The following is a 25,369-nucleotide window of genomic DNA, read 5'->3' as shown; positions in this document are numbered from 1 at the left end:
TCTGCATTAACGGCAGTCTGTCCATTGAGAGCAGCATGGGCCTTGGCAACTCGCAGGGCAAAAGTTCAGCTCGGTGCCCCTGCACTCCAGCGCGAATGGCTTCATTCACCAGGTAGGCAATCTGGTCAGACTGGATCTGCACCTCTTTCAACCATTCCCGTGCCAGGATAATCTGAGTTTTCAGGGCATCGAGATCCTCAGTGTACTGTTGCAAAAAATCTTGAGGGGAGTCGGCATAGCCCATGGCTTGTTCAACTGCCTGTACCCGCTCATCCAAGCCGAGAACGGCATCTGCCGACAGGGCGATGGCAATCCGATCCAGCAAATGCTCTCGCATCGATCCTTCTTCTGGATTGTAGGTGGCAATCAGCAGGGCGCGGCAGGGATGCTCAAAACTAATCCCCTCCCGTTCAATCTGGTTAAGACCTGCCGTCAGGGTGCTCAACAGCAGATTTGCAGTTTGATCTTCCAGCAGATTCATTTCATCGACATACAATACCCCTCGATGGGCAGCGGCAAATAGTCCTGGTTGGAAGATCGCCTCTCCCCACTGGATTGATTGGGTGACATCTACCGCACCAATCAATCGGTCTTCTGTGATCCCCAGGGGAATTTGCACAAAGGGGGCGGGAATAATTTCAGTGGGAATCGCGGTGAGGTTGCGGTTGCCATTACTCTGGCTGGCAAGTAGTTGGCGCGTGACCTCGTCCCACTCCTGGGGGCAATGGGGGTCGGTATTGTAACTCGAACCTGCGACCACTTCAATGGGAGGCAGTAGGGCATGTAAAGCCCTTGCCAGGACTGATTTTGCGGTGCCTCGACGACCGGCGATCGCCACCCCTCCCAAGCCTGGATCAATTGCAGCCAATAACAGCGCCAACTTGATTGCCTCCTGCCCCACAATAGCGGTCATGGGGAAGGCAGTAGCCGAACGATTCAAGACAGGCATAGACAAGAATAAGCGCCCAATGAAGTCACCTGCTCTATTCTCTCCCACAGAGGCGCTGGATGCATGGGAAATGGGTGCTATAATCATGAATGCTTTGGCGAGCGTAGCCAAGTGGTTAAGGCAGAGGATTGTGGTTCCTCCACTCGCGGGTTCGAGTCCCGTCGTTCGCCCTTCTATTAGATGCATGGATGAGAGAGTTAGAGGCTCTGAATCATACCTGCGCCATTGTAAAAATGGCTGCGTTTCAACAACGCAGCCATCGGTTTGTCAAGAAAAAACCTCACTGTTCTATCCCAAAAGGGGGGTTCCCCCCAGACGGATCAGGTTCGTAATTCTTGACCGACGCTTCTAGCAGCCCGCTTGATTAACTTCGGCTTCGCCGCGTTGTCGAGACGGCGGCGGTTGGGTGCAAATTCCTCAGGGGCGGGGTCAGGATAGTTCTCAGCCTGGAGCCACTGGGGACGCGCTTGATCGTAGGCCATTTGTAGCGCTGCTGCTGCGATCGCATGGGGTTCATACTCTTCGCTCAACTGAGCCACGGTGGGCAGGAACGAGGCCATCCGTTCCCCGGCTAGGGCTTCCCGGAGTTTACCTTGTAGCTTTTCCAGGTAGCGGGTTTCAATCTGGGCGCGGGTGGGGATGGGACAAACTTCCAAGCGCTGACGCACATGGTATTCAATATCCCGGAGCTTGCGACGATCCAGGGGTTGAACCAGGGAAATCGCCGTGCCTTCTTTGCCAGCGCGTCCGGTGCGGCCAATCCGATGGACATAGTTTTCTACACTGTCGGGCAGGTCATAGTTGACGACATGGGTGAGATCATCGACGTGGAGACCCCGGGCGGCAATATCCGTTGCCACCACCCACCGCACCTGCCGTTGCCGGAACCGCTCTAACAGCCGCTCCCGTTGACTCTGGCTCAGGTCACCGTGGAATTCATCGACACTATGACCCGCAGCTTGCAGTTGACTCGTTAACTCAGCGGCGGTTCGGCGAGTCCGCACGAAGATCAGCGCTGATTCAGGATCTTCCAACTCTAAGATTGGCTGCAAGGCACGTGCCTTTGTCCAACCTCGGGGAACCATATAGGTGACTTGGTTAATCCGCGTTGGGGCTGATTTTGGTTGTTCCACAGTCACAGTGACGGGCGATCGCAGAAATTTGCTTACCAGCTTACGAATCGAAGCAGGCATGGTAGCTGAGAAAAATGCGGTCTGGCGATCGACCGGAGCCTGACTGAGAATCTTCTCTACATCATCAATGAAACCCATGTTCAGCATTTCATCGGCTTCGTCCAGCACCAACCAGCTCAATTGACCCAGTTTTAAATCGCCACGACTCAGCAAGTCCAACACCCGCCCTGGCGTCCCCACCACGATCTGGGCTCCCCGCTGCAAGCTCATAATTTGGCGATCAATGGACTGCCCCCCATAGATAGCCAGAACTCGCAGCCGATCATCGCCCTTAAAGCCACGAATTGCTTGATGTACCTGTACCGCCAACTCACGGGTGGGGGTAAGAATCAAGGCTTGGACAACGGGTAGATTTGGGTTAAGGCGTTCTAGCATCGGCAGAGAAAAGGCTGCCGTCTTCCCCGTACCCGTTTGAGCCTGCCCCACAACATCCTGTCCGGCCAGCAGATAGGGAATTGCTTGGGCTTGGATTGCGGTAGGTTCGGTGAATCCTAAGGATTCCACATGTTGAACACGAGCATCTGAAAGACCAAGACTTTGAAACGAAAGTGTCATTAGGTGTCCTCAAAAAATTGAATAATCTGCGTCAAATTGAAACCGTGCAACTCTCTCTAACCCAAAACTTCAGCTACTACACCTGATACCGCAGGAACCACCTGGCCGTAGAGGTCGTAGATATCGGCATCTACAATTGATACGGGTACAAGAGTTCCCAGACGAGCTTCGCCCCGGACATATACCAACCCATCGACCTCCGGTGCAAACCGAGCCGAACGCCCAATAAATTCACCGGTTTCTGGATGCTCTTGCTCAATTAAAACCTCGACGGTCTTGCCAATCTGCGCCTGATTTTTCCGGAGAGAGATCGGTTGCTGTCGTTGCATCAGGGTATCTCGACGGAATTCCATCACCGACTGGGAGAGTTGATTGGGTAAGTCATAGGCTGGCGTTCCTTCCTCAGGAGAAAAGGTGAAGACTCCAACGTGATCAAACTCATGGCGCTCGACAAATTGCAACAAGTGCTGGAAGTGTGCCTCCGTTTCACCGGGAAATCCCACGATGAAGGTGGTTCGCAGCACTGCCTCCGGGAGTGCTGTTTTAATGCGCTCAATAACTTGATCGTTAACCTGCCCTTGCCACGGACGATTCATCGCTCGCAAGACTTCTGGATGGGAGTGCTGGAGGGGTAAATCTAGGTAGGGCAAGAAATTGGGAGTTTCTTGAATGGCGGCAATCACCTTCGGTGTCAAACCCGTGGGATAGGCATAGTGCATACGAATCCAGGGAACGTCAACGGTACCCAAGGCTAACAGTAATTCTGCTAGCTTCGGCTCACCGTAGAGATCGAGGCCGTAGTTAGTGGTGATCTGAGAGATCAAGATAATCTCCTGTACCCCTTCTGCCGCCAGTTTTTGAGCCTCGGTGACAATGGATTCGATCGTGCGCGATCGCTGTTTACCACGAAGATGGGGAATGATACAGAAAGCACAGCGATAGTCGCATCCCTCCGCGACCCGCAGGTAGGCCACTCCTTCCGTGGTGGTGCGATAGCGGGGGGTGGTTTCATCAGCGATATAGGTTGGTTCAGGAGAAACCGCCCGGACACGTTCTCCTGATTCCACCCGCTGAATGACTTCCACAATTTTGTGATAGTCCCCTGTGCCGACAATGGCCACCGCTTCAGGCAGTTCCGTCAGCAGCTCCTCTTGAAAGTGCTGAGCCATGCAGCCTGTAATCACCACTCGCTTATTAGCTGCCGCTAGTTCCACCAAGGTGCGCACCGACTCTTCCCGAGCTGCTTGGATAAAACTACAGGTGTTAACAATCACGTAATCTGCCAATTCCTCATCGGTATCAACCGGGTAACCGGCTTCTACCACGAGTCCCAACATATGCTCCGTATCAATTCGATTTTTTTACGCAGCCCAAATGAGCGACAGTAATTGTCGGCTTGGTACTCATAGAGTCAGCAGTTGGTTGAGTGGATTTAGACAGACAGAAACCTGGGTCAGGTCGTGAGTTGTAGCGATCACGTAAGCACTCAAGTCTTTCAACTTGCCCGTGCGACGGCCTAGCCCTTCGCCTTCATTCACTGAAAGATTTCAGTGAATGCTGTGTGTCGCAATCGCTTCAATGACAGCTTTTTTCTATCTTAACGTAAAAATGGAAATATTACGATACGTTACACTTATCTCTGTGAATTACATGTGACTCTCCCTGGTTCCTCGGACTTTCCCAGGGAGGCACACCAAGCTCCCTCACTCTCAGCCTGTGACAGCGGGTTCGGTTTTTTCTTAGGGGGATGGCTGGGGTGAGACATTTTTAAAGTTGCGCGGCCCCTGGTAGCCCGATGTCTGGGCTAAAGTTTCGAGGGGCTGAGTGCCTGTGAGGCGCTGACCTTTGATGTCCCAGGTGGGAAATCCCTCGATTTTGGCTGCTTGACACAGATCCGGACGGCCATTCTTGCCCTTTGGATCGCACTCAATGTAGTTGACAATGGCGCTGGCTTCTTGGCCAAACAACAGTTTTTGCTCAAAGCAATGGGGGCACCAATAAGCCCCATACTCTTTAGCTCCAATTTGGTGTAAGTGTTTTGCCAGTGCCAGTTCTGCAGGGCCAGAGGTAGTTGTGATCGGGGGACTCGTGAGACTGCTACCCGATGTTGCCGTGGAACTACCATTCACCTTGGCATACACCCCCAAGGTGCTGACTAAAACGATCATGCCGACAACGATGCCTGTAAAAAACAGTTGCCCCACATCCTCCCAAACGTGCCCCAGAAGTGCTAGGAAGAACAAACTTAGGGACAGCATGGCTGAGGCTAAACAGTAGAGGCAGAGTACCTTCAGCTTGAAGGCCAAAATATACATTAAATAGCCACTAAAAACTGCCATGGCGATACCACCGATAAACAGCAGTAGCCACGTCCATTTTTCTAGCGTGGTTCGCAGTTCCTTATTTGTCTCAGAGGTCACGAGCAGGGGGGCTACTGCCAGAATGCCCATTCCCAGATAAGCAACAAAGCCAAATAGGGGCAGGGGCAGGCCAAAAACAGAGCCATAAGGGCTATTGAGCACTTGTTCGCAGCCACCCGTCGGACACGCTGCTGAGCCGCCGGTGAGCTTAACAATCGTTAGATAAGCAGTGCCTAGGGCACCCACAAGGGCGATGGCTCCGATGAGGGGGCGAGACCAGCGGTGAATCCAGGGGGTTGAACGTCGGCGCATTGTTTGAGGTTCTCCGTCACAGATTGGGAAGGTGAACAATGATGGACAGGACTGAACTAGAAGTTGCGATCGCCTTGATAGCCAGACAGCTCTGCCAACGCTTCCAAGGACTGCACCCCCTGAAAAAATTCTCCCCGAATATCCCAGGTCGGATAGGCTCGAATATTGGCAGATTGACAGAGGTGGGGCTGGGGATTTTGCCCCCGAGCGTCGCACTCAATATACGTGATCAGCTTTAGAGCCTCTTGCCCAAAGAGTTGCTTTTGAGCGTGGCAGTGGGGACACCAAAACGCCCCATACATTTTGGCTCCCACAGTTTTTAAAGTGCTGTGCCAGAGCCAGGGCTGCTGGCCTGGAAGTAGTCGTCACCGCTGGGCCAGCTTGCCCTGGAAGCGATTCTGCCGCATGGAGTATGGTGGCGGAAACATTAGGCATCGTTGCGATCCCGTAGAACCCGAAACCAGTTGCCAGTAGCATCAGCCACCGCATCGGGAAATGAATACAGACAGATTTGAGACGTTGAAGCATGGAATCCTGACGCAAAAGCCCCAACTCATCCGCCAGGGGCTATCCTGGCTCTCATTGTAATCTTGCCCTGGCATCTTGCCCAGCATCCTGACCCTGAGCGTTCAGTGGAATTCATGGAGACGAGGCACCTGATGAGAGATAGGCTGGATGATTTTGAGGGTGAGCCTTAGGAATGKTTTTTTTTAGCCGAGAGACTGTGGTGCATCGCTTCTACAAAACGACTAACTCGAATGGGATCTATGGGCTGCCCTCGGCGTCCCTGCCGCTTGAGGGAACTGGAGACAATGACACCATCAGCGGCCTGCATCAACGTGCCAATATTCTCAAAGTTGGCTCCACTACCAATGAAAACCGGGGTGCCATTGGCTGCAGCCGTCGCTAGCTCTAGGTCTTCTAGATTGGGGGGGCTGCCGGTTGCCCAACCCGATAGAATCACGGCATCGGCTAGACCCCGCTCAATGGTGTCCTGTACGGCTACGGTCAAGTTGGGAACGCTGAGGGGGCGGGCATGTTTGACCAGCACATCGGCCATAATCTTGACATCGCTCCCCAGTTCTCGACGATAGCGGAGAAGCTGATGGGCCTGTCCCTCGATCAAGCCTTGATCGGTTGCCATGACACCAGTTAAGACATTGACCCGGATAAAGGCTGCCCGCACACAGGTGGCGATCGCCAAGGCACTATGACCATCATTTCTAAGAATATTAATGCCCACGGGCAGTGGGATCAAATGCATCAACCGTTGCACAATCAGGCTCATGGCACTGACCACTGCTGGATCGACGTGATCTTTGGTAAAAGGAGCATCAAAGAAGTTTTCTACTAAAATGCCATTGACGCCACCAGATGCGAGGGCAGTTGCCTCCTGTTCAGCGCGGTCAATGACAGCCTTGAGGCTACCTCCCCATTGGGGTGAGGTGGGTAAGGGGAGAAGATGAACAACACCAATAACGGGATTCGGGGTTTTGAATACTTGATTTAAGTCCACGTTCTTTTAAGATATTCGGACTCATTACGAAGATCGATGATCAAAATCATAGCTTTATTTCAGGACGAATCCCCTGTCTATCATCAGCCACCTAAGGACGGAGCAGTTTCTGACATCCGATGGCGATCCTCCAGCAGAGAACGGGATCATGCCAAAATATCTAGAGTTGATTGGGTCAAAATGGCGGTTGCTCCTATTCACCTTGCCTTTCACAGTTCTGTTCTGCTTGGCGAGGTTTTTGATTCATCAACTGGGTTGGAGGGGTTGGGACTTTGACGGTCTTGCCAGTGCCCTCGTCGCCGCCACCACCTTCGTGACTGCCTTTGTCCTTTCTGGCATTTTGACTGACTATAAGCTCAGCGAGGGGCTTCCAGCTGACCTTTGCAGTAGTGTAGAGGCGATTCAGGACTGCAATTCACTCGAGGCCAGTAGCCATGCTGAATATGACCCTCAGCCCTTGCTGGGCAATTTAATCCAATTGCTGGAAGAGCTGCACAATTGGCTTCTGTCTGGACAGAGCCCAGAGTTGGTCTTGCAGAGAATTGCTGGGTTGAGCCCTTGGTTCGCCCAGATGGAGGCGTTTAGTGCGCCCCCCCTGATTAGTCGTCTCCAACTAGAACAAGCAAAACTACGGCAGATGGTGCTGCGAATTCAGGTGATTCGTGAGACCAACTTTGTTCCTCCCGCCTATGCGATTCTAGAGCTGTTTACCGCTGCAACCATTGGAGCCCTCTTGTTTTTAAACGGGGAACAGCCGCTCCGGGAAACCATCCAGTCGGCTGTCCTGTTCACTGCCTTTATCTATATGCAGTTATTGATCCGTGACCTCGATAACCCCTTTGAGTATCAATCTTCCTCCAGTGCAGACGTTAGCTTGGCAATTGTTTTGAGTGCGATTCAGCGATTAAAGCAAACCACTGACATAACGGCTACACTCACCAATGCTACACACTGAAATCTAGCAAAAGCTCAGTTAAGATAAGGGCATTAGGTGGCTTAGGAGCCAGCGCAAAGATGGAGCGTCAGTGAATGTCACAGGACATGAAGGTTGTATTACAGGCGAATGATTCAGCATTGAGCCTGCCAGTTCCTGCCGATGGAATTGGCTATCGGGTCATACACGCCATCATTGGGCGCTTGCGGATTTGGATTCCTCGATTGGCGTTTGACTCAGGATATACATATAGATTGCGATCGCTACTGACCTCTCTGGAAGGGGTGATCAGCGTCCGCATTAATCCGGTTGGGCGATCGCTGGTGGTTGACTATGAGCCCCATCGAGTGACGGAGGTCTTGATTCAAGAGCAGGTCTTCCAAAGTATTCAGCAGGCCCAATGGGCTGAACTTCACACCAATGCGCCCTTAACTGTCCCCGAGCCTCACACCATTGACTACCTGGAGCGTCTAGGTCTACCGTTTCTGAGTCTGAGTGTTGCCTTGCTGGCTGAGCCTCTCGGGTGGCCAATTCCAGCACTGGTGATCGGGGGGTTGGTGTTGACAGCAGCGTTGCCTGTGTTTAAGTCAACCTACCATGCCATTTTCCATGAGCGTCACCTGAACCTGGATGTCCTAGATACCCTCTGGACGGTGATTCATACCCTCGAAGGCCAGTTTGTCGCTCCCTCTCTCGCCCTGAGTTTGGGGGAAACAGGGGTGACACTCCGGGATCTGACGGCACGGGGGGGTGAACGTCAGTCCCTAGATTTAATGACCGGACAAGTTGCCTGGCTCCAGCAGGATGACATGGTTGTTCAATCACCACTGAATACAATTCAGCCGGGAGATGTGGTGGTAGTCCATCCGGGAGATTTGATTCCCGTGGATGGACGAGTTTTAGAAGGCAGTGCCATGGTGGATACCCGCACCTTAACGGGGGAGGCGAAGCTTGTCGTCTGCGATCCCGATCAGCAGGTTTATGCTTCAACGGCTGTGGTGCGAGGCAGACTTGTAATCCTGGCAGAGCAGGTTGGCAAAGACACCAAGGTAGGGCGCGTGGTCGAGCTGATACAGCAGGCTCCTGTCTACGATACTCGTCTTGCAGATTATGCCGAAGAGGTGGGCAATCTCACGATTCTGCCGATTCTGATGATGAGTGGGGTGCTGTTTGCCGTCACCGGAAACTGGCACCAAGCCCTAGCCCTGTTGCAACTTGACTTTGGCACCGGGATCCGCATTGCTTCCGCCACGACGGTTCTCAGTGCCTTGAACTTTGCGGAACGTTCTGGTGTCCATATCCGTTCGGGTCGGGCATTGGAAGTCTTGGCAGAGGTAGATACCATTGTGTTCGATAAGACAGGCACCCTCACCCAAGCAGTGGCCGAAGTGGTCGGGATGCAGACGGTTGATAATGCCATCGCTCCTTTCGAAATGCTAACGCTGGCTGCCTCCGTCAATCAGGGTTTGGCTCAACCAGCTGCGATCGCCATTGTTCACCATGCGGAGGAATATGGAGTTGCTTCCAACCTGCACTGCGAAACCTGGGACTATATCCCAGGTTTAGGGGTGGTCGCCCAGATCGACGGTCACCCAATTTTGGTCGGTAGCGGACGATTTTTACAACAATTCGGTTTGGATCTCTCGGAGTTTCATCAAAAACATCTACATCTCAAGTTGGGGAGCAATTCTCTAGTTTACGTGGCAAGGGATGGGGAACTCATGGGGGTGATTTCGCTCACCAATCCCCTGCGTCCTGAAAGTGCTGGAATTGTTGCAACTTTGGCAAGCCATGGCATTGAATCCCATATGCTAACTGGAGATCACACTGCTGCCGCCACTGCGGTGGCCATACGACTCGGGTTCAGCCCCAACCAAGTGTATGCAGAAGCCCTACCTGAGAAAAAAGTAGAAGTGGTTCGCGCCCTTCGGGAGGCTGGGAAAACCGTTGCTTACATTGGGGATGGGATTAATGATTCTGCTGCGCTAGCCTATGCCGATGTCTCACTTTCCTTGGCAGATAGCAGTGATGTTGCCAGTCAAACCGCTGACATTGTGCTCCTGGATAATGATCTGCGAGGGGTGCTCCAAGCCATTGTGATTGCAAAACAAGCGATGGAGATTGTCCATCAGAATGTTAGCTTAGTAGCAATTCCTAACCTGGCTGTGGTATTGGCAGGTGTATTCCTCACCCTTGATCCTGTGCTGGCGGTGATCATTCTCAACGGTGCAGGTATCTTAGCTGAACTCAATGGGCTGCGACCATTAGCTGGCGCGGATGAGCAAGCCCAGCCCAAATTAGAAGCAATTCCCATCAGCGCGGGTAACACGACCTTGGCTTTCATGTAGGGGTTGCGAGATTGAAGAGAAGTTGGGGAAAGGGTTCTGGGAAAGCTTTGTGTTTAATCTTGCTGGGACGGTGATTGCTATGGTCGTTGTTGGCTCCGGAGCTTCTAGAAAATTTCCCTTGAAGTGTCTAGGGTTCTCAAGGATCTCCTTTGCCCAACTGTGTTATGCTTCTGACAAAAAAACTAGATCAATTGTAATGATTGGGTCTCTTCAATTTTATCCAGGGATTCGCATGACATCGACGCTTTTGAACAACCGCTATCGCCTGATTTCTCCGTTGGGTAAGGGAGGGTTTGGCGTCACCATGCTGGCAGAGGACACCTATATGCCCTCTAAGCGAGCCTGTGTCATTAAGCAACTCAAACCGATCACCAATAACCCAGCGATCTATCAACTGGTGAAGGAGCGATTCCAGCGGGAAGCTGCCCTTTTGGAAGAATTGAGTTCTGGTACTGATCAAATCCCTCAGTTGTATGCCTACTTTGAGGAATCTGAAAAGTTTTATCTTGTGCAAGAACTGATTGATGGGCAGACCCTAGAAAATACCCTCCTCCGAGAGGGAACTCTGAGCGAGAAGTTTGTTATTGATATCTTGGCAAATGTGCTGAAGGTTCTGGACTATGTTCATAGTAAAGGCATTATTCACCGGGATATTAAGCCTGCTAATATTATGATTCGCAAACGAGATACTAAAACAATCTTGATTGATTTTGGTGCTGTCAAAGAAACGATGTTTCAGGGAGAACAAAAGCAAATTAAAATTGTAGGGTCTCCTGGTTTCATGGCTCCTGAACAAGCAGAGGGAAGTCCTACCTATGCCAGTGATCTCTACGGCTTAGGAATGACAGCAATATATTTAATGACGGGTCAGCCTTCGGATCTGTTGCCGCGAGATCCTAAAACAGGTCAAATGTTATGGCAATCTGACAAACTCAAGATCAGTAACACCCTAGCATTGGTTCTGGAAAAAGCCATACAGTCTGACTGGAAAGCTCGCTATCAAACTGCCCAGGAAATGCTGATGGGCATGGGTGAACTCCATGTAGATTTGCTTGCCGATCAGTTACGCCGTTATCGTCGCCCCAGTCACAACTCATAATTGGTTCTCAGATGCTGCCATGGATGGTGGGATCATTGATGCTTGGTAATCTCGCATTAGACAATAAATAGCAATTGTATTAAACAGTAAATTACCACTACTTGTTCGTAGATTGTATGGACAAAAAAACCTTTTTACCCCGGTGATATTATCTATGCGGCGGGCGATCCCAGTGAGTATATTTATGTAATTAAATCAGGGTCGGTTGAAATCCTCGACACCTATCCGGAAACAGGAACTCAAGTCTCCAGTGTGTTGGTACCTGGAAAAGTTTTTGGGGAAGTAGAACTGATTGATGGTAAGCCTCGAACTTCAACAGCTCGTGCAAGTGATACCGTTCGAATTACGATGTTTACCCATGATGAAATCGTTGATATGCTCTTTCAACACCCAGAAAATAGTTTGATCCTGGCAAGGGATGTCTTTAATCACCTCCGTAAGCTTTACGGAGGTGATGACCTAGAATCCACCATGGAAAAACTCCGGGAAGAGATGCATGAGAAGATTAAGAAGGCGGTGATTGCCCATGAGTCACGCGTGGTTAAAAGTCACAATGGCATGGCAGCGATCGCCATTCCCATTGTCTTGCTAGTCATCACTGCCATTAGTTTGCAATTAGTTCTACACTAAGTTCCTACCGGAATTAGAGGGGGACACTTGGGCAACCTCCCCTGATGGTTCTATGGCAAAACATTTTCCTGATCTAGTGCCTCAGTACTAGGCTCTAGATCACTGAGGCGTGTCCATTGAATGGCTCCACTCACGGTGGTTTTATATAAAGGGATTTGCAGCGCTGCCAACTGGGCAGAAGTTTTAGCTTCAACCGACCCAGTCGCGATCGCCGCTACTGGATGGAATTGAGCCAGAAACTCTGGGTGGAGCATCTGCCCAGACCAGACCAGGACTGCAGACTGAGGGAAGGCAGTGGCGTTTTGCAAAGGCTGTAGCTGTTGCTTTGAACTTGTCTTGCGAGGCAGCAGGATCCAGGACTGCTCCTGAAATTTGAACTGGAGCCACCGCTGGGGTGAGGAGGAGATGTGGAGTCTTACATCCCCGGCTTGAATATCCTGCTCAATGGCCAATGTCTGATAGGTGCCTTGACGAGCTTGCACCCGTTGCTGTAGCTGCTGTGCTTGGATGGCTTTCGGGAAGGGAGTCTGATCGGCAAAGAAATTGCGAATCGGTAAGTGCTTGACGATATCTAGCCAACCGCTGTTGGGGCGAGCTGCTAAGTCTGTGGCGATCGCCCAGTCAATTTGATTAATCCCTTGTTGCTGGAGAAAGGGCATAACTGTAAACACGGCACTATTCTGGTTGCCAGCATTGATCAGAGTCACTTTTCCTCGATTTTGAATCACGACAACGGGAGTAGGGGTAGACAATACAGTTACACGGGCTAGGGTGGCCTGAGTACTCAAAACAGGTGCCACCACCAATCCCACAGACAAGGCCGCCGCCAACCACCAGCGGCGCTGCCACCAGGAATGCAGCCACACAAGACTAATCAACCCATAGAGACCCAACAATTGCGCGATCGAAATCGTCCCGATGGAGACGGAGTTACCCGGTAACTGACAAAAGAAATTCACCAACTCGATCAATAAGTGGGCAGGGTAGTACAGAAACCAAGCCAGCCCACTGCCAGCCACAGGCCAGATGAGGCTCGCCATGCTACTAACAAACCCCCCCAGACTGATCATTGAAATCAAGGGCACCGAGATAATATTGGCCAGAATGCAGTAGGGCGAGATCAGGCAGAAGGCATAAATCTGAATCGGTAGTGTCCAAATCGTAGCGGCAATGGGAACTGCCATTAAACTGGCGATTCCCGGCGGCATCCAATCCAATCCCTGCATCAGGGGAGGAACCGTCACTAACAATCCCAGGGTGGCTGCAAAACTCAGTTGAAATCCCAGATCCCATATCCACAGGGGATTTAACAATAACAACAGGGTGGCTGCTACCACCAGAGATGCCAGTGGTTTGATCTTACGATCGCTTAGAACTCCCAGTAACACGGCAAATCCCATGACGGCGGCTCGCAGTACCGATGGAGAAGGCCCAGCCAAGCCCACGAATAATAAATTTGCTGCTGCACCCAAACCAAACTGCACCCGAGGGGTGAATTGCTGTGTCAGTGCCAACACCACACCTAAAATCAACGACACCTGAAAGCCCGATGCAGCCAGGGCATGGGCCAAGCCCACTCGGACAAAGCAATCTCGGATTTCAAATGGCAAGTCCACCGCTCGTCCCCCCAGCACCATCGCACTCACTAGGGGGCCAGCTGGCACATTGAGCCAACGAACTTGGGACTGCACAATCCGTTGGCGTATACTCCACCATCCCCAGTGGCGATCGTTTTGCCCTCTCTCAGTGGGTTCCAGCTTTTGCCCTACCAATCCAGCAAATGATCCTTCCTGTCCCAGGTAATCCTTGAAATCAAACACGCATTGTCCGGGATTGGATTTGGGTTGGTACATGGTTCCCGTAACGGTCACCCTCTGTCCAGGATTGATCCCCGTTGCTTGGAGGAGGGGAACCGTCGTGTAAACTCTGCCTGTGGTCGGCTGACCAGTATCGACTGGGCCGAACTGACTGGTTCGGAGCCAAAATTGAGCCTTTTGACTCCGGGTTAGCCTTGGTAGGCTTTCAACCACGCCTTGAACCGTTACCACTGGAGGACGATGACTGTCTCCAGGTTGCTGAATCAATCGGCTGATATCAGTTGCTCCCGGATGAGGTACTCGCAGATGCAGGTACAGGCTAGCGATCAGGCCCAGAGTTCCTGCAATCAACCATAGCCACCTCTTGGGACCTGTACGCCACAACCGAGGCAGCAGCACTGCCGCAGCCAACCCCAGCCCTAAACAACCATATCCTCCCCAGGGAATAGCTGTTGCCAGCAAACCCAGGACATAGGCCAGACAAAGTATCATTCCAGTTGCAGGGTGCATGGAAGCAGGTGAAAGCGGAAGATCAGCGTGGCCCCAAACCAATGGATAGTTTGTTCAAGCGGTTAGATGGATAGCCCCAACTTTAAACCGAAGGCAGCATGAATCAACAATAAGCAGAGCGCTGTGCTACCCAGATAGGCATGAAAGGTACGCCAGCCTGCTCCGGTATCAACGCCCTGTTTTTGCCCAAATCCCCACCCTGCGATCGCACCATTGATTCCCAGAAGTAGGAGGGCAAGCGAACCTGTCCAGAAATGAGGACTTTGTAAAATCGGGTGTTTTTGCATCACCAGAGACAACACTCCTCCCGTATAACCGAGGGTCATAAATAGTGTCATTAAGGGAGCTAACTGCCGATGATCAGCTCGACTTTGACTGGCTGCTGCCTCATCGGTGATCAATCGTCCCCGCCAGCCGGCCAGACCGACAAAGCTGCCCATGACTAACACAACAATTCCCATCATTACTGGGTGTCCCCAATGGACAATTGGTTCTGGAACGCCTAAATTACGAAACCATGATGCAATGGGTTCTAATCCTGCACTCAATTGCTCACTGAAACTATCCATAAGGTTCTGGCAATTACTTCATAAAGTAGGTCTGGAATCAGACATTGACCTCAATTTAGCGGATATCTACCTCGCTATCTGGTGTTTTAGATAACTGCACAACTCCTGTTTGTAGCGTTGCGATCGTTTTATAGCCAATGTGCGAGAGCAGATGGGCAAATGCCCGCAACCCACAGCGATTGCAGCCGATAGCCAGTCGGAGAAAACGGCGGGAACAAAGGGGAGGTGTAAGGGTTTGATGGCGGTAAGGGGGTGAAAGAGCGCAAGCGGCAGGTGATTGTGGATAGTCTGGGACTGCTGTTGAAAGTTGTTGTTGCCGAAGCGAATGGGGGAACGGGTCTTAGGGGCGTATGCCCTGATGGAGTTAGTGGCAGAGCATCCCGAAGTGCTTGAGCAGGTGGAAGTATGATGGGTAGATGCAGGGGATAGAGGGGATACGTTTGCCCTCGTCGTGGGGTTGATGCTGCAAGTTCGGGTGGAGGGGAGGCAAAAGCTCACCGAGTACTTTGAGCGGTTGCCCAAGCGCTGGGTGCTGGAGCGGACATTTGGATGGCTCAATTGGTTTCGGCGGCTGAGCAAAGATTATGAGCGGTTGCCGGAAATGAGTGAGACTGCCATTTATGCGGCAATGGCGCGGATTATGCTGCGACGATTAACCGCCTAAAGATTTACTTTATAAATAGCCTCTAACTCCAAGTTAACAGAGCATTTAGATGCCAGAACAAGTTCCGGACTGGGATATTTATTCTGCTGTTGATCCACCGCCGTGGTTTGTCGCAGCGGTCAGACACCAAACCGCTGTGGCAAACCCTCAAGCCGCTATGCTGCTGTGGCAGCGAGGCATTCAAACCAATGACCAGTTGCAATGCTTTCTCGATCCTGACCATTACCAACCAGCTAGCCCCTGGGAATTTGGATCGGAAATGCAATGGGCGGTGGATCGCCTTCAGCAGGCAGTCGATCAACAACAAAGGGTAGTGATCTGGGGAGATTTTGATGCCGATGGGCTGACAGCCACCGCTGTGCTCTGGGAAGGACTGGGCAGGTTCTTGGAGCCAGATCGCTGTCTGAGTTATTTCCTTCCCAATCGACTGACAGAATCCCATGGGTTATCTTGCCAGGGCATCGATCAATTACAGACCCAAGGTTGCCAATTGATCGTTACCTGTGACACCGGCAGCACTAACCTCAAGGAAATTGCCTATGCCCGCCTGATGGGCATTGATGTGATCATTACCGATCACCATACCCTGTCTCCTGAGCGCCCCCCTGTGACGGCGATTCTGAACCCCCGTTCCTTCCCCCCGACCCATCCCCTGGCCCATCTGTCCGGTGTCGCTGTGGCTTACAAATTAATAGAGGCTCTCTATGAAATCCGGTCAATGCCCCCCGATGCCTTAGAGTCGCTCTTAGATCTAGTGGCCATTGGCCTGGTTGCCGATCTGGTGCAGATGACGGGGGTATTGCCGCTATCTTGCCCAGCGAGGGATTGTCCAATTGCAGAAACAGGCAAGTCTATCTACCACAACGCGACCAGGGGTAGCTAAATTGCTCGAACTCTGTAAACGCAGTGGCGATCGCCCCACCGATATTTCCTTTGGTCTTGGACCTCGGATCAATGCGGTTAGCCGCATCTATGGAAATGCCCGCTTTTGTGTGGAGTTACTCACCAGCCAGGATGTGGAGCGTTGCACCACCCTGGCAGAGGAAACAGAATTAGCCAATACCCGCCGCCAGGGGTTACAGCGGCAAGTCGCACAGCAGGTGATAGCCAAACTGGCCCATTTGGATCTCTCTACGACTCACGTCATTGTCTTGGTGGATGACCAGTGGCCTGTGGGGGTCCTCGGGCTGGTGGCGGGGCAGATGGCTCAAGCCTATGGTCGCCCCACGATCCTTCTGAGTACGGAAAGAGAAGACAATGTGACCGGTAATGCATCTCCCCGTCTGGCAAGAGGGTCAGCAAGATCGGTCAATCAGTTAGATCTCTATACCTTGGTGCAAGGGCAGGAGCATTTGCTCCACAGCTTTGGCGGGCATCCCTTTGCCTTAGGACTCAGCCTGCCCCTAGACAACCTGTCCCTATTTACCGAGGCGATTAATCGGCAGATGCGACAGCAGGTGATCCATCTCTCTCCCCCGGTGCTAACCGCCGATCTGAGCGTCACTGTTGCTGATTTGAACCAGGATGGGGGCAAAGACCTATTTAAAGCCCTGAAATTACTCGAACCCTGTGGGATGGGAAATCCCATTCCCCGGCTATATCTTGCCAATTGCTGGTTTGAGCAAGTTTGGCATCGGAATCTCCGAGATGCCAAGAACCAGGAAGTCCGGTTCCTAAAAACGGAATTCATGCTCCGAGATGACTCCACTGATCAGGGATTCCCGGGTCTGTGGTGGGGACATGGTAAGGGAGATCTCCCCCCAGGACGCTGCGATCTGATTGTAGAACTGGATTACAACTCCTTCACCAGCCAGCGACAACGCAAAAAACCCCACTATGAAATACGTCTGATAGCGGTTCGTTCCTGTGGGTTGGCAACCCAGCTCCCAACCTTGCCTCGCCCTTCGATTCTAGATTGGCGCTCCCCCCATGCTCCCTCCCCTGGGAACCCCCAATCCCAGCCAGCGCCTTTGGTTTTGAAGACCTGTCCTAGCAATTGGGATGAGCTACAAGTTTGGTGCCACCGGGCGCTGCAAGCATCCCAACCCTTGGCGATCGCCTATGGAGAACCTGACTGTCCTCCCCCGGAGCAGTTATTTCAACAATTGGTGGGAGTCGTCAAATATCTACTTCGCACGGGGCACTCTGCCACCCGTTCCCAACTGTGTCAGAAACTCAATATCAGTCCCCAACTTCTGGATTTGGGCTTGCAGACGTTGTATGAGTTAGGGTTTGAGATCGTTGTATCCGACCAAAACATCCACGTCATGGGGTATCAGCTCAATGGTCAAGTCCTCCCCACTGTCCTCACCCAATTCCTGAGTGCCGTCCGTGAAGCCCAGTTCCGCCAGCAGTATTTTTTCCAGCTCCCCTTGGCCAATATCCAAGCGATCGCCCCATGACATCTGTCAAGTCTCGACTCACCTCGAGTCACAAACAACCCGTGTCATTTGTGACAGAACTCTAACAATTGCTTAAGCTAAACTCAAGGGAAGTAGAAGATTGCCAACGCTGCTGTTGCAACCTTTGACTCCCAACCCGCGCAAGTAGAGAGATTCCAGTCACGCCGACGGGCATCGGTGAGACCTTCAGAGTTGAGGAGACGGCTTAACTCCCAGACACTTGTTAAACTGTCATAGGGCTGCCGCAGTTAGATTTGGGAACCTCAGTATTCTGAAGCTAACTTTTGGTAGGTGTGAGGTGTCAGTCCGCTTCAGCTTGTTTTGGCAGACAGGAATCCAGATGTTGCCAGAATCCTCCGCTGATTTAGGATTCGTTCTATTGCCCTTCAGTTCATTTATTTTAAGCATTAGTCCTCAATGAACCGAACCTCTAAGCGCTTTCCCTTCCTGCAAGCCGCCCTCTTTGGTGGTGCCGTTGCAACAACCGTGACGCTGACTTTATTTGGCCCTGGTCTGAGCCGCTCTGTGAGAGCCGCTCTCCAAGATAGCCCCAAAACCGTTGTTGATGAAGCTTGGCAAATCGTCAACCGCGAGTATGTAGATGGTACCTTCAATCAAGTGGACTGGCAGGCTGTACGCCAGAGTCTCCTGAGCAAAAACTACACTACCCGTGAACAAGCCTACGTAGCTTTGAAGGCAGCGCTTGAGAAGCTGGGGGATCCCTACACTCGCTTTATGGACCCCAAGCAGTATGAGGCGCTGAGCAACCAAACTGCTGGGGAATTATCTGGTGTCGGCATCCGCTTGGAGGTGGATGGTAAATCCAAAATTCTCACGGTGGTGGAACCCATTGACAATTCCCCCGCTGCCAAGGCTGGGATTAAACCAGGTGACCAAATTCTGGCGATTGATGGCAAGCCGACCTTTGGGTTGTCTGTGGAAGATGCGTCCAACCTGATCCGGGGTGAAGTTGGCACCAAGGTGACGCTGCGGATCATGCGATCCGGTGAAGATATTAACCAGATCCTCATGCGGGAGCGGATTGAACTACCGACGGTTCGCTACTCCCTCAACCAAGAAGGTAATGTTCGCGTGGGCTATATTCGCCTCAGTGAGTTTAGTTCCCATGCCGCAGAGCAAATGCAACGGGCAATTCAAAATCTGAAGTCTCAAAATGCCGAGGCATTTGTCTTGGATTTGCGGGGCAATCCCGGTGGCTTGCTGCAAGCCAGTGTGGAAATTACCCGGATGTGGCTAGAGACTGGCACCATTGTCCGCACTGTCGATCGCCGGGGCAACAATGAAGAAATCTCAACCAATCGGACAGCCTTGACCGATTTACCCCTGGCGATACTGGTAGATGGTAACTCGGCGAGTTCCAGCGAAATCTTAACCGGTGCTCTCAAGGACAATAATCGAGCGGCGGTCGTCGGTACCCAAACCTTTGGGAAAGCCTTGGTGCAATCGGTGCATGAGTTATCCGACGGCTCTGGTTTAGCCGTGACCATTGCCCACTACTACACGCCCAACGGTACTGATATTAGCCACAAGGGCATTGCCCCCGATGTCAAAGTGGAGTTGACAGAAGCGCAACGGCAAACCTTGTCCACCAATCCCAAGCTCATTGGAACCAAGGAAGATCCCCAGTATGCTCAGGCGATCTCGGTCTTAGAGCAACCCGCAGTCCTAAAACCCAGTGGGCCAAAACCTGCCAAAAGTGCCAGCAATTAGCCCCTAGGTTTGGTTTAGGCAGTTACCCGTAGTTACTCGTGGCGCTCCTCAGAGCGCCATTTTATGGGCGATTTTCCAGCACCAGGGTGAGCCTTAGCTCCGCACTTGCTGGCTCAGGTGAACCAGTTCTGGCAGAATCAATTGCTCCATCCCCAGACGCACGGCCTTGGTAGAACCAGGGAGGGCGAAGATCAGCTTGCTGCGATAGAGACCAGCTACCGCCCGAGAGGCGATCGCTCGGGAGCCAATTTCCTGAAAGCTCAGCCAACGAAAGAGTTCTCCAAAGCCAGGAAGTTGCTTCTCCAGCAAGGCTGCGATCGCATCGTAGGTGGTATCCCGGGGCGCAATCCCCGTACCGCCATTGCAGAGAATCGCCACCAACGCTGGATCTGCCGTTAAGGCGGTGAGTTGAGCCTGGATCTGGAGAGGTTCATCCGGGAGAATTTGATAGCACGTCACCCCATGGCCTGCCTGACGCAGCAATTGCTGCATCAGTTGTCCACTGTGATCGGTATCGGGGGTGCGGGTATCACTGACAGTGATCACGGCAGTGGAGAGGCGGATACCAGGAGCATCGTCAGGATGGGGAATTGGGGCTATCACAGTGACTCAAGAGCGGATGCTAGGACTGACTAAAACCTAAGCCATGTTCGTTGGCGTAGCGCTCCATAAACCGCATGAATCGTTCCCACTCATCGGCGGTTTTCATCAGATAGAGGGCTTCCAGGGCAGCGGGTTGACCATTAATAAATTTGGCTTTGACTTCCCGTGTCGCCAGCTCACCTTCTTCATCGATCAGGTACATGCCCGTGATCTCTTCCGTATTTGTATTGCTCAAGGCACCGGGATTTTGAAAATAAAAGGTTGCCGTACCACTTCCCCCATTGCGGGCACGGGTCAGACGGACTTCGGGAATTACGTCCTCCCGGAGTCCACGGGAAAATTGAATTTCTGCCATGGGCTTGAAATCAGTACTCAAAAAGATTTAACTTTTCTTACTGTAATCGTTTTTCTCACTCCCTCACCGGATTCCCCGTTGGGGTGGGTGTTACTGGATGACGGCTCCTCCTGTCCTCCCAGGAGCTGGCTGTGGGTCGCTGCTGCCTAGAGGGGGAAGATCACCGTAAAAGTACTGCCTTGATCGGGCTGCGATCTCACCCTGACCTGACCGCCCATGCCTTCCACCAGGGTTTTCACAATTGAGAGTCCCAATCCCACCCCCCCGGTACTGCGAGAGCGGGCGGCATCCGCCCGGTAAAACCGCTCAAAAATCCGCGACTGTTGGTTGAGGGGAATGCCACAGCCGCGATCGCCGATGGCAATCTCAACCTGCTGCTCTGTGTGGGTCAGGGTCACACCAATGGGTTGATCGGGATGGGAGTACTTGACGGCGTTGTCAATCAGATTAATGAATACTTGTTGCAAGCGATCGCGATCCACCGTGATCCAAATATCTTCCACAGAAGCTGTGACCTCGATCTGGCGATTACTGAATCTTTCAGCCATCCCAGCAATTTCCCAGATCAAGCTATTCAACGCCACTGGCTCCAGATGGTAGTGCATATAACCGCTATCCACCCGAGCCAAGGCCAGCAGATCCTCGAGCAGCCTTACCGTGCGTTCTGTTTCAGCTACAGCCGTCTCCAGTGCTTCCTGTTGGGTGGGGCTAAAATTGCTACTGCGCCGGAGCAAACTTTGGAGATAACCCAGGACAATCGTCAGGGGGGTGCGCAGCTCGTGGGAAATATTGCCGACGAATTGCTGTTGTTGTTCCCAGGCTTCGGATAACCGAGACAACATGTGTTCAAAGGTTTGTGCCAGTTCCCGAACTTCATCGGGGGCATGACTCAATTGCAACTTCGCCTGCCCCAAATCCTTGGCTGAAATTGCCCCCGCCAATTGGCTGATCTGCCGCAGGGGTTGGAGAGATTGCCGAATATAGAGGGCGATCGCCAGGGTCGTACCCCCAATTGTCAGCAGACTAATCAGGATTAAACTCCGCACCCCTGCCATCAATCGCAGCTGATCGGGGGTGACATCCTGAGCAATGTAGACCTGCCCCAGGGCAACCCCCCGAACGGTCAGCGGTTGCCCACATAACACCAGATAGCGATCTCGGACGGGATAGAGTTCTGCTCTGATCGGCATCTCCGTCAGGGACATCAACGCCATGGAAAGGGTTGACGAGATCTTGAAGGCGGCTGACTCCGCCACTATTTTGCCATTGGGCTGCTTCACCCAGATCAATAAACTCGGGGTTGAAAGGCTGTCAATGGTGCGCTGCAAACCGACCTCTAAGGGCAACATTTCACTGTAGAGTTCCACATCTCTGGGAAAGCGGCCTGCCAGGTATTCAATCTGTTGCTTGTGGGTCACAATCAAGATTTGCTGCATCTGCCAGTTGGTCCAGAGGGCAATACTCCCCAATCCCACCAGGAAAAAACCAGCAATGCCCAGGGTCATCCTCCCTTGCAACGAAGATAAATTGGCTAGCTGCCTCCAGGGAGCGTATCGGCGCAGCCAACTATCAATCTGCCAAAACTGAGGCATCGGTTATCCAGGAGATGATCTAAAGTCATTTTCAAATTTAAATATAAAGCGATGTCCGTGATTGCGGTTCCCACTCGGTGCCGCACCAGCCCTGAATTCCGTGGAACGATTCAGCCCCTACCGGCCTCCTGATCGGTACTGAGGGATCTCTGCCCTAGATCCCGGTTCTTCGAGAAGAAATATCCTAAGATCAGACGAAGGGAAATTTGAGTTGTTACGTGAGAGGAGATCGTGGCGAAACCTGACTCAAAGCCTATGGAATCATCGGCTGGTGAACCCAATTCCACAGCAACTCAACCCACAGCCTTAGGTACCCCCCCGATTGGTCATCCCACTACCCCCCCCCGGCAACGCCGGAGAGGCTTTTTCTGGCGGTTGTCTCGAGGTCGATCTACTCCTCCGGCTGTGGACTTAGTGTCCGCCGCAAAAGCTCGTAAACCTTTATACCGCCATCCCCTCCTCTGGATTGGTGTCATCGTTGGGAGCGGTGTGGCTGCTGGGGCTTGGGGTTTGTGGACGTTAGAGCAAGACTTACCAGATGCCCGCGAAGTATTTACCTTCGTGCGAGAGGGGACGCTGACCATCAAAGCCGATGATGGCTCGGTTTTGCAGCAGCTCGGCCCAGCGACCCGCGATAATCTGGCGATCGCCGCCATCCCCCCACCTTTGATTCAGGCATTCATTGCCTCAGAAGACCGCCGCTTCTATGACCATAATGGCGTTGATTATCTGGGAATTGCGCGGGCGATCGCTGCGAATATTCAGGCTCATGAACTGGTGGAGGGGGGGAGCACCATCACCCAGCAACTGGCACGGATTGTGTTTCTCAATCAAGAACGTACCGCTTGGCGGAAAGTCCGGGAAGCCCTCCTGGCTCAGAAAATCGAGCGGGAGATTGATAAACCTAAAATCCTAGAATACTACCTCAACCTGGTCTACCTTGGTTCTGGTGCCTATGGGGTTGCGGACGCTGCCTGGGTTTACTTTAGTAAAACAGTGGATCAGCTCACCCTGCCCGAAGCCGCCTTGATTGCGGGATTAGCGCCAGCACCCAGTGATTACTCTCCTCTGGTCAACCCTGACCTAGCCCTGAGGCGGCGCAATGTAGTGTTGTCACGGATGCAGGAAGCTGGTTTTATTACCCCTGAAACGGCGGCGATTGCTACTGCCTCTCCCCTAGGGCTGAAGCCCAGCCTGCCGCGGCGACTCCACACCGAAGCACCCTATTTCACCTCCTATATTCTGAAGCAGTTACCGAAGCTGGTTGCCCCGGATGTCCTGGAATTGGGCGGTTTAACCGTAGAAACTACCCTGAATCCCAAATGGCAACGGGCAGCAGAGCAGGCAGTGCAACAAGCAATTACGGTGGATGGCCCCGCTGAAGGGTTTAGCCAGGCGGCTTTGGTGGCGATTGACCCTCGCAATGGAGAAATCAAGGCCATGGTGGGGGGCAATGATTTTGGCAAGAGTCAGTTCAACCGCGTCACCCAGGCGCAACGCCAACCGGGTTCTACCTTTAAGACCTTTGTTTACACCACGGCGATCGCCGCCGGATTTTCCCCCTATCAAACCTATCTTGATGCCCCCTACGTCATTGATGGTTATGAGCCTCAGAATTATTCCCGGGGCTATTATGGCTGGTTGCCCTTGCGGGATGCCCTGGCTCAATCGATCAATATTGTTGCCGTCAAGTTGTTGTTGGATGTGGGCTTTGATCCCGTCGTGAAGCTGACCCATGCCATGGGAATTCAGTCAAAACTAAATTCCACCTATTCCCTGGCCCTGGGGGCCTCTGAAGTCAATCTCCTGGAGTTAACCAGTGCCTATGGCACTCTGGCCGCCCAAGGGCGATATAGTCCGGCCTTTGGAATTCTCCGCGTTCGCGATCGCTACGGCAAAATTCTCTACACGACCAATTTGCAGCCCAAGCAGGTGCTGGATAAAGACTCCGCTGCCATCATGACCTGGATGTTACAGGGGGTGGTGGACAATGGCACCGGACGGGCCGCGCAACTGGGACGAGCGGTGGCGGGTAAGACTGGAACGTCAGAAGAAGCTCGTGATCTCTGGTTTGTGGGCTATATTCCCCAACTCGTGGCTGGGGTTTGGCTGGGCAATGATAACAACCAACCCACTTGGGGGTACAGTGGCACGGCTGCCTACACCTGGCATGTCTTTATGAACAAACTGGTGCAAGGGATGCCCGTTGAACCCTTTCCGAAACTGCCCCAGATAGAAGGCCGCAAGGGCACCATTAAAGTCAAGCCCGTGCAACCCAGTCGCATTTATAACCCGTATACAGCGCCTGACGAGAATCGTTACTACAACCAGGACTATTCTGGAGGCGCTGCAACTCCCAGTACGCCAGCGGCCACTGGCGCATCGGAATCTGGCTCCACTTCAGGGTCACCTCCCCCCGGCTGAAACCCCCGGTTCTTCGCCGTCGCCCACGGGGGATGCCAGCCAAATTGCGCCGTCGGTTGCGGAACCTGTGGCTCCTAGTGAGCCAGCTCCAGAAGCACCCGCCCCCCCGTCCAGAGTCCACAACTCCACCTGCTCCGGCTTCTCCCTAGGGGGCTTGACAGCGGTTCCATATATTTTCGCTCTATTCCTTTTGTTATCGGCGATCGCGTTCTAAATCGAAAATCACTTTTTCCCAGATCCACATTTCCGATTGATTAGGATTGGTTTGTCGAGCTTTGGACAACAATCTTTCAGCCGTAGCCCTGTTGCCATATACTAGAGACATTAGCTTTTTTTGAATTTCATCTGGAACAGTATTATAGCATTTTTCACTCTTGTGAGGCGTAGTAGCAACAGTGAGTGAACCAATTTTTGAGGTTTTCCAAAGATACTTGAGAAAAAGCGTCTTCAATGGCATTAGCGAGATCGGGATAGCTGCGTGCCCCAATCGTCCGCAAAATATTTTTAAATCTTTGAGAAGCAATTTTCTATCGGTGAAAAGTCTGGAGAATAGGGAGGTAAATAAATCAACTTAGCACCCACGTCCTCAATCAGCTTTCTGATCGTGTCATGGTTGTGTATCGAGTAGTTATCCATAATCACACAAGCTCCTTTCCAAAGTTTCGGAACCAGGTGGCGAGCAATGAAGGCTTCAAAGGTCAAACCATCGGTTGAACCGACGATACTTACGTTAGTGACAACGGTTTTGAGGCTGATTGCACTGATTGTAGAGACTCGTTTACCTCGCTTGCTGGGGCGCTTACCCC

General features: G+C 52.3%; 16 protein-coding genes, 1 tRNA gene and 4 pseudogenes. 9 read left to right on the top strand and 12 right to left on the bottom strand.

Translation table 11 applies throughout. From position 1 onward, the window contains the following. Window positions 1–949: pseudogene (locus DO97_RS17055) on the bottom strand (magnesium chelatase ATPase subunit I); the annotation flags it as partial. 97 nt (window positions 950–1,046) lie between these two features. Between DO97_RS17055 and DO97_RS17050 the strand changes: the two are divergent. Continuing rightward, a tRNA-His gene (locus DO97_RS17050) sits at window positions 1,047–1,119 on the top strand. Between the two features lie 150 nt (window positions 1,120–1,269). On the opposite strand, the gene DO97_RS17045 is transcribed toward DO97_RS17050, so the two are convergent. The 5 genes and pseudogenes from DO97_RS17045 to btpA all read right to left on the bottom strand — a co-directional run bounded on the left by DO97_RS17045 (window position 1,270) and on the right by btpA (window position 6,885). Further along, the gene (locus tag DO97_RS17045) at window positions 1,270–2,697 is read right to left on the bottom strand and encodes a DEAD/DEAH box helicase (protein WP_052128892.1); all 1,428 of its coding nucleotides are present in this window, start codon (window positions 2,695–2,697) and stop codon (window positions 1,270–1,272) included. 56 nt (window positions 2,698–2,753) lie between these two features. Next, window positions 2,754–4,104: pseudogene (gene rimO / locus DO97_RS17040) on the bottom strand (30S ribosomal protein S12 methylthiotransferase RimO). 332 nt (window positions 4,105–4,436) lie between these two features. Next, window positions 4,437–5,369 carry a vitamin K epoxide reductase family protein gene (locus DO97_RS17035; protein WP_036535748.1) on the bottom strand — a complete coding sequence of 311 codons (933 nt, stop codon included), beginning with the start codon at window positions 5,367–5,369 and terminating at the stop codon, window positions 4,437–4,439. Between the two features lie 56 nt (window positions 5,370–5,425). Continuing rightward, window positions 5,426–5,683, bottom strand: coding sequence for a thioredoxin domain-containing protein (locus tag DO97_RS17030; RefSeq protein ID WP_162183021.1), 258 nt, complete (start codon window positions 5,681–5,683; stop codon window positions 5,426–5,428). Between the two features lie 380 nt (window positions 5,684–6,063). After that, window positions 6,064–6,885, bottom strand: coding sequence for a photosystem I biogenesis protein BtpA (btpA, locus tag DO97_RS17025; protein ID WP_036535733.1), 822 nt, complete (start codon window positions 6,883–6,885; stop codon window positions 6,064–6,066). Window positions 6,886–7,087: 202 nt separating this feature from the next. Here btpA and DO97_RS17020 point away from each other — a divergent pair, with 202 nt between their 5' ends. The 4 genes from DO97_RS17020 (at window position 7,088) to DO97_RS17005 (ending at window position 11,896) form a co-directional block, all read left to right on the top strand. Continuing rightward, window positions 7,088–7,840, top strand: coding sequence for a hypothetical protein (locus DO97_RS17020; protein WP_204368714.1), 753 nt, complete (start codon window positions 7,088–7,090; stop codon window positions 7,838–7,840). A gap of 74 nt (window positions 7,841–7,914) precedes the next feature. Beyond that, window positions 7,915–10,167 carry a heavy metal translocating P-type ATPase gene (locus tag DO97_RS17015; RefSeq protein WP_081980822.1) on the top strand — a complete coding sequence of 751 codons (2,253 nt, stop codon included), beginning with the start codon at window positions 7,915–7,917 and terminating at the stop codon, window positions 10,165–10,167. 232 nt (window positions 10,168–10,399) lie between these two features. After that, window positions 10,400–11,266, top strand: coding sequence for a serine/threonine-protein kinase (locus tag DO97_RS17010; protein ID WP_239651823.1), 867 nt, complete (start codon window positions 10,400–10,402; stop codon window positions 11,264–11,266). 111 nt (window positions 11,267–11,377) lie between these two features. Further along, window positions 11,378–11,896, top strand: a complete 519-nt coding sequence (locus tag DO97_RS17005) for a cyclic nucleotide-binding domain-containing protein (protein WP_036535727.1) — start codon at window positions 11,378–11,380, stop codon at window positions 11,894–11,896. Between the two features lie 50 nt (window positions 11,897–11,946). Here DO97_RS17005 and DO97_RS17000 read toward each other — a convergent pair whose 3' ends face one another. Then, a complete protein-coding gene (locus tag DO97_RS17000; RefSeq protein WP_036535725.1) occupies window positions 11,947–14,223 on the bottom strand; it encodes a ComEC/Rec2 family competence protein in 2,277 nt (758 codons plus the stop codon). A 62-nt stretch (window positions 14,224–14,285) separates the two neighbouring features. Then, window positions 14,286–14,792, bottom strand: a complete 507-nt coding sequence (locus tag DO97_RS16995; RefSeq protein ID WP_036535722.1) for a DUF4079 domain-containing protein — start codon at window positions 14,790–14,792, stop codon at window positions 14,286–14,288. Window positions 14,793–14,931: 139 nt separating this feature from the next. On the opposite strand from DO97_RS16995, the pseudogene DO97_RS26925 reads away from it, so the two are divergent. The 3 genes and pseudogenes from DO97_RS26925 to ctpB all read left to right on the top strand — a co-directional run. Beyond that, a pseudogene (locus tag DO97_RS26925) lies at window positions 14,932–15,456 on the top strand (transposase); the annotation flags it as partial. A 49-nt stretch (window positions 15,457–15,505) separates the two neighbouring features. Beyond that, a pseudogene (recJ, locus tag DO97_RS31425) lies at window positions 15,506–17,858 on the top strand (single-stranded-DNA-specific exonuclease RecJ). Between the two features lie 417 nt (window positions 17,859–18,275). Continuing rightward, the gene (ctpB, locus tag DO97_RS16980; protein WP_036535720.1) at window positions 18,276–19,589 is read left to right on the top strand and encodes a carboxyl-terminal processing protease CtpB; all 1,314 of its coding nucleotides are present in this window, start codon (window positions 18,276–18,278) and stop codon (window positions 19,587–19,589) included. Window positions 19,590–19,682: 93 nt separating this feature from the next. Here ctpB and DO97_RS16975 read toward each other — a convergent pair whose 3' ends face one another. The 3 genes from DO97_RS16975 to DO97_RS16965 all read right to left on the bottom strand — a co-directional run bounded on the left by DO97_RS16975 (window position 19,683) and on the right by DO97_RS16965 (window position 22,052). After that, window positions 19,683–20,189 (bottom strand): MogA/MoaB family molybdenum cofactor biosynthesis protein, encoded by a 507-nt coding sequence (locus tag DO97_RS16975; protein WP_036535740.1) that lies wholly within the window; start codon window positions 20,187–20,189, stop codon window positions 19,683–19,685. A gap of 22 nt (window positions 20,190–20,211) precedes the next feature. Continuing rightward, window positions 20,212–20,547, bottom strand: a complete 336-nt coding sequence (gene psb28, locus DO97_RS16970) for a photosystem II reaction center protein Psb28 (protein ID WP_036535718.1) — start codon at window positions 20,545–20,547, stop codon at window positions 20,212–20,214. Window positions 20,548–20,693: 146 nt separating this feature from the next. Beyond that, window positions 20,694–22,052, bottom strand: coding sequence for a sensor histidine kinase (locus DO97_RS16965; protein ID WP_239651820.1), 1,359 nt, complete (start codon window positions 22,050–22,052; stop codon window positions 20,694–20,696). Between the two features lie 342 nt (window positions 22,053–22,394). Here DO97_RS16965 and DO97_RS16960 point away from each other — a divergent pair, with 342 nt between their 5' ends. Further along, window positions 22,395–24,563, top strand: a complete 2,169-nt coding sequence (locus DO97_RS16960) for a transglycosylase domain-containing protein (RefSeq protein ID WP_052128887.1) — start codon at window positions 22,395–22,397, stop codon at window positions 24,561–24,563. A 504-nt stretch (window positions 24,564–25,067) separates the two neighbouring features. Here DO97_RS16960 and DO97_RS16950 read toward each other — a convergent pair. After that, on the bottom strand, window positions 25,068–25,369 hold a 302-nt coding region (locus tag DO97_RS16950), incomplete at its 5' end, for a transposase (protein WP_204368710.1).

Source organism: Neosynechococcus sphagnicola sy1 (assembly GCF_000775285.1).
GTDB lineage: Bacteria > Cyanobacteriota > Cyanobacteriia > Neosynechococcales > Neosynechococcaceae > Neosynechococcus > Neosynechococcus sphagnicola.
The sequence above is the reverse complement of the archived record's forward strand: the minus strand, read 5'-3'. Positions and strand labels throughout refer to the sequence as shown.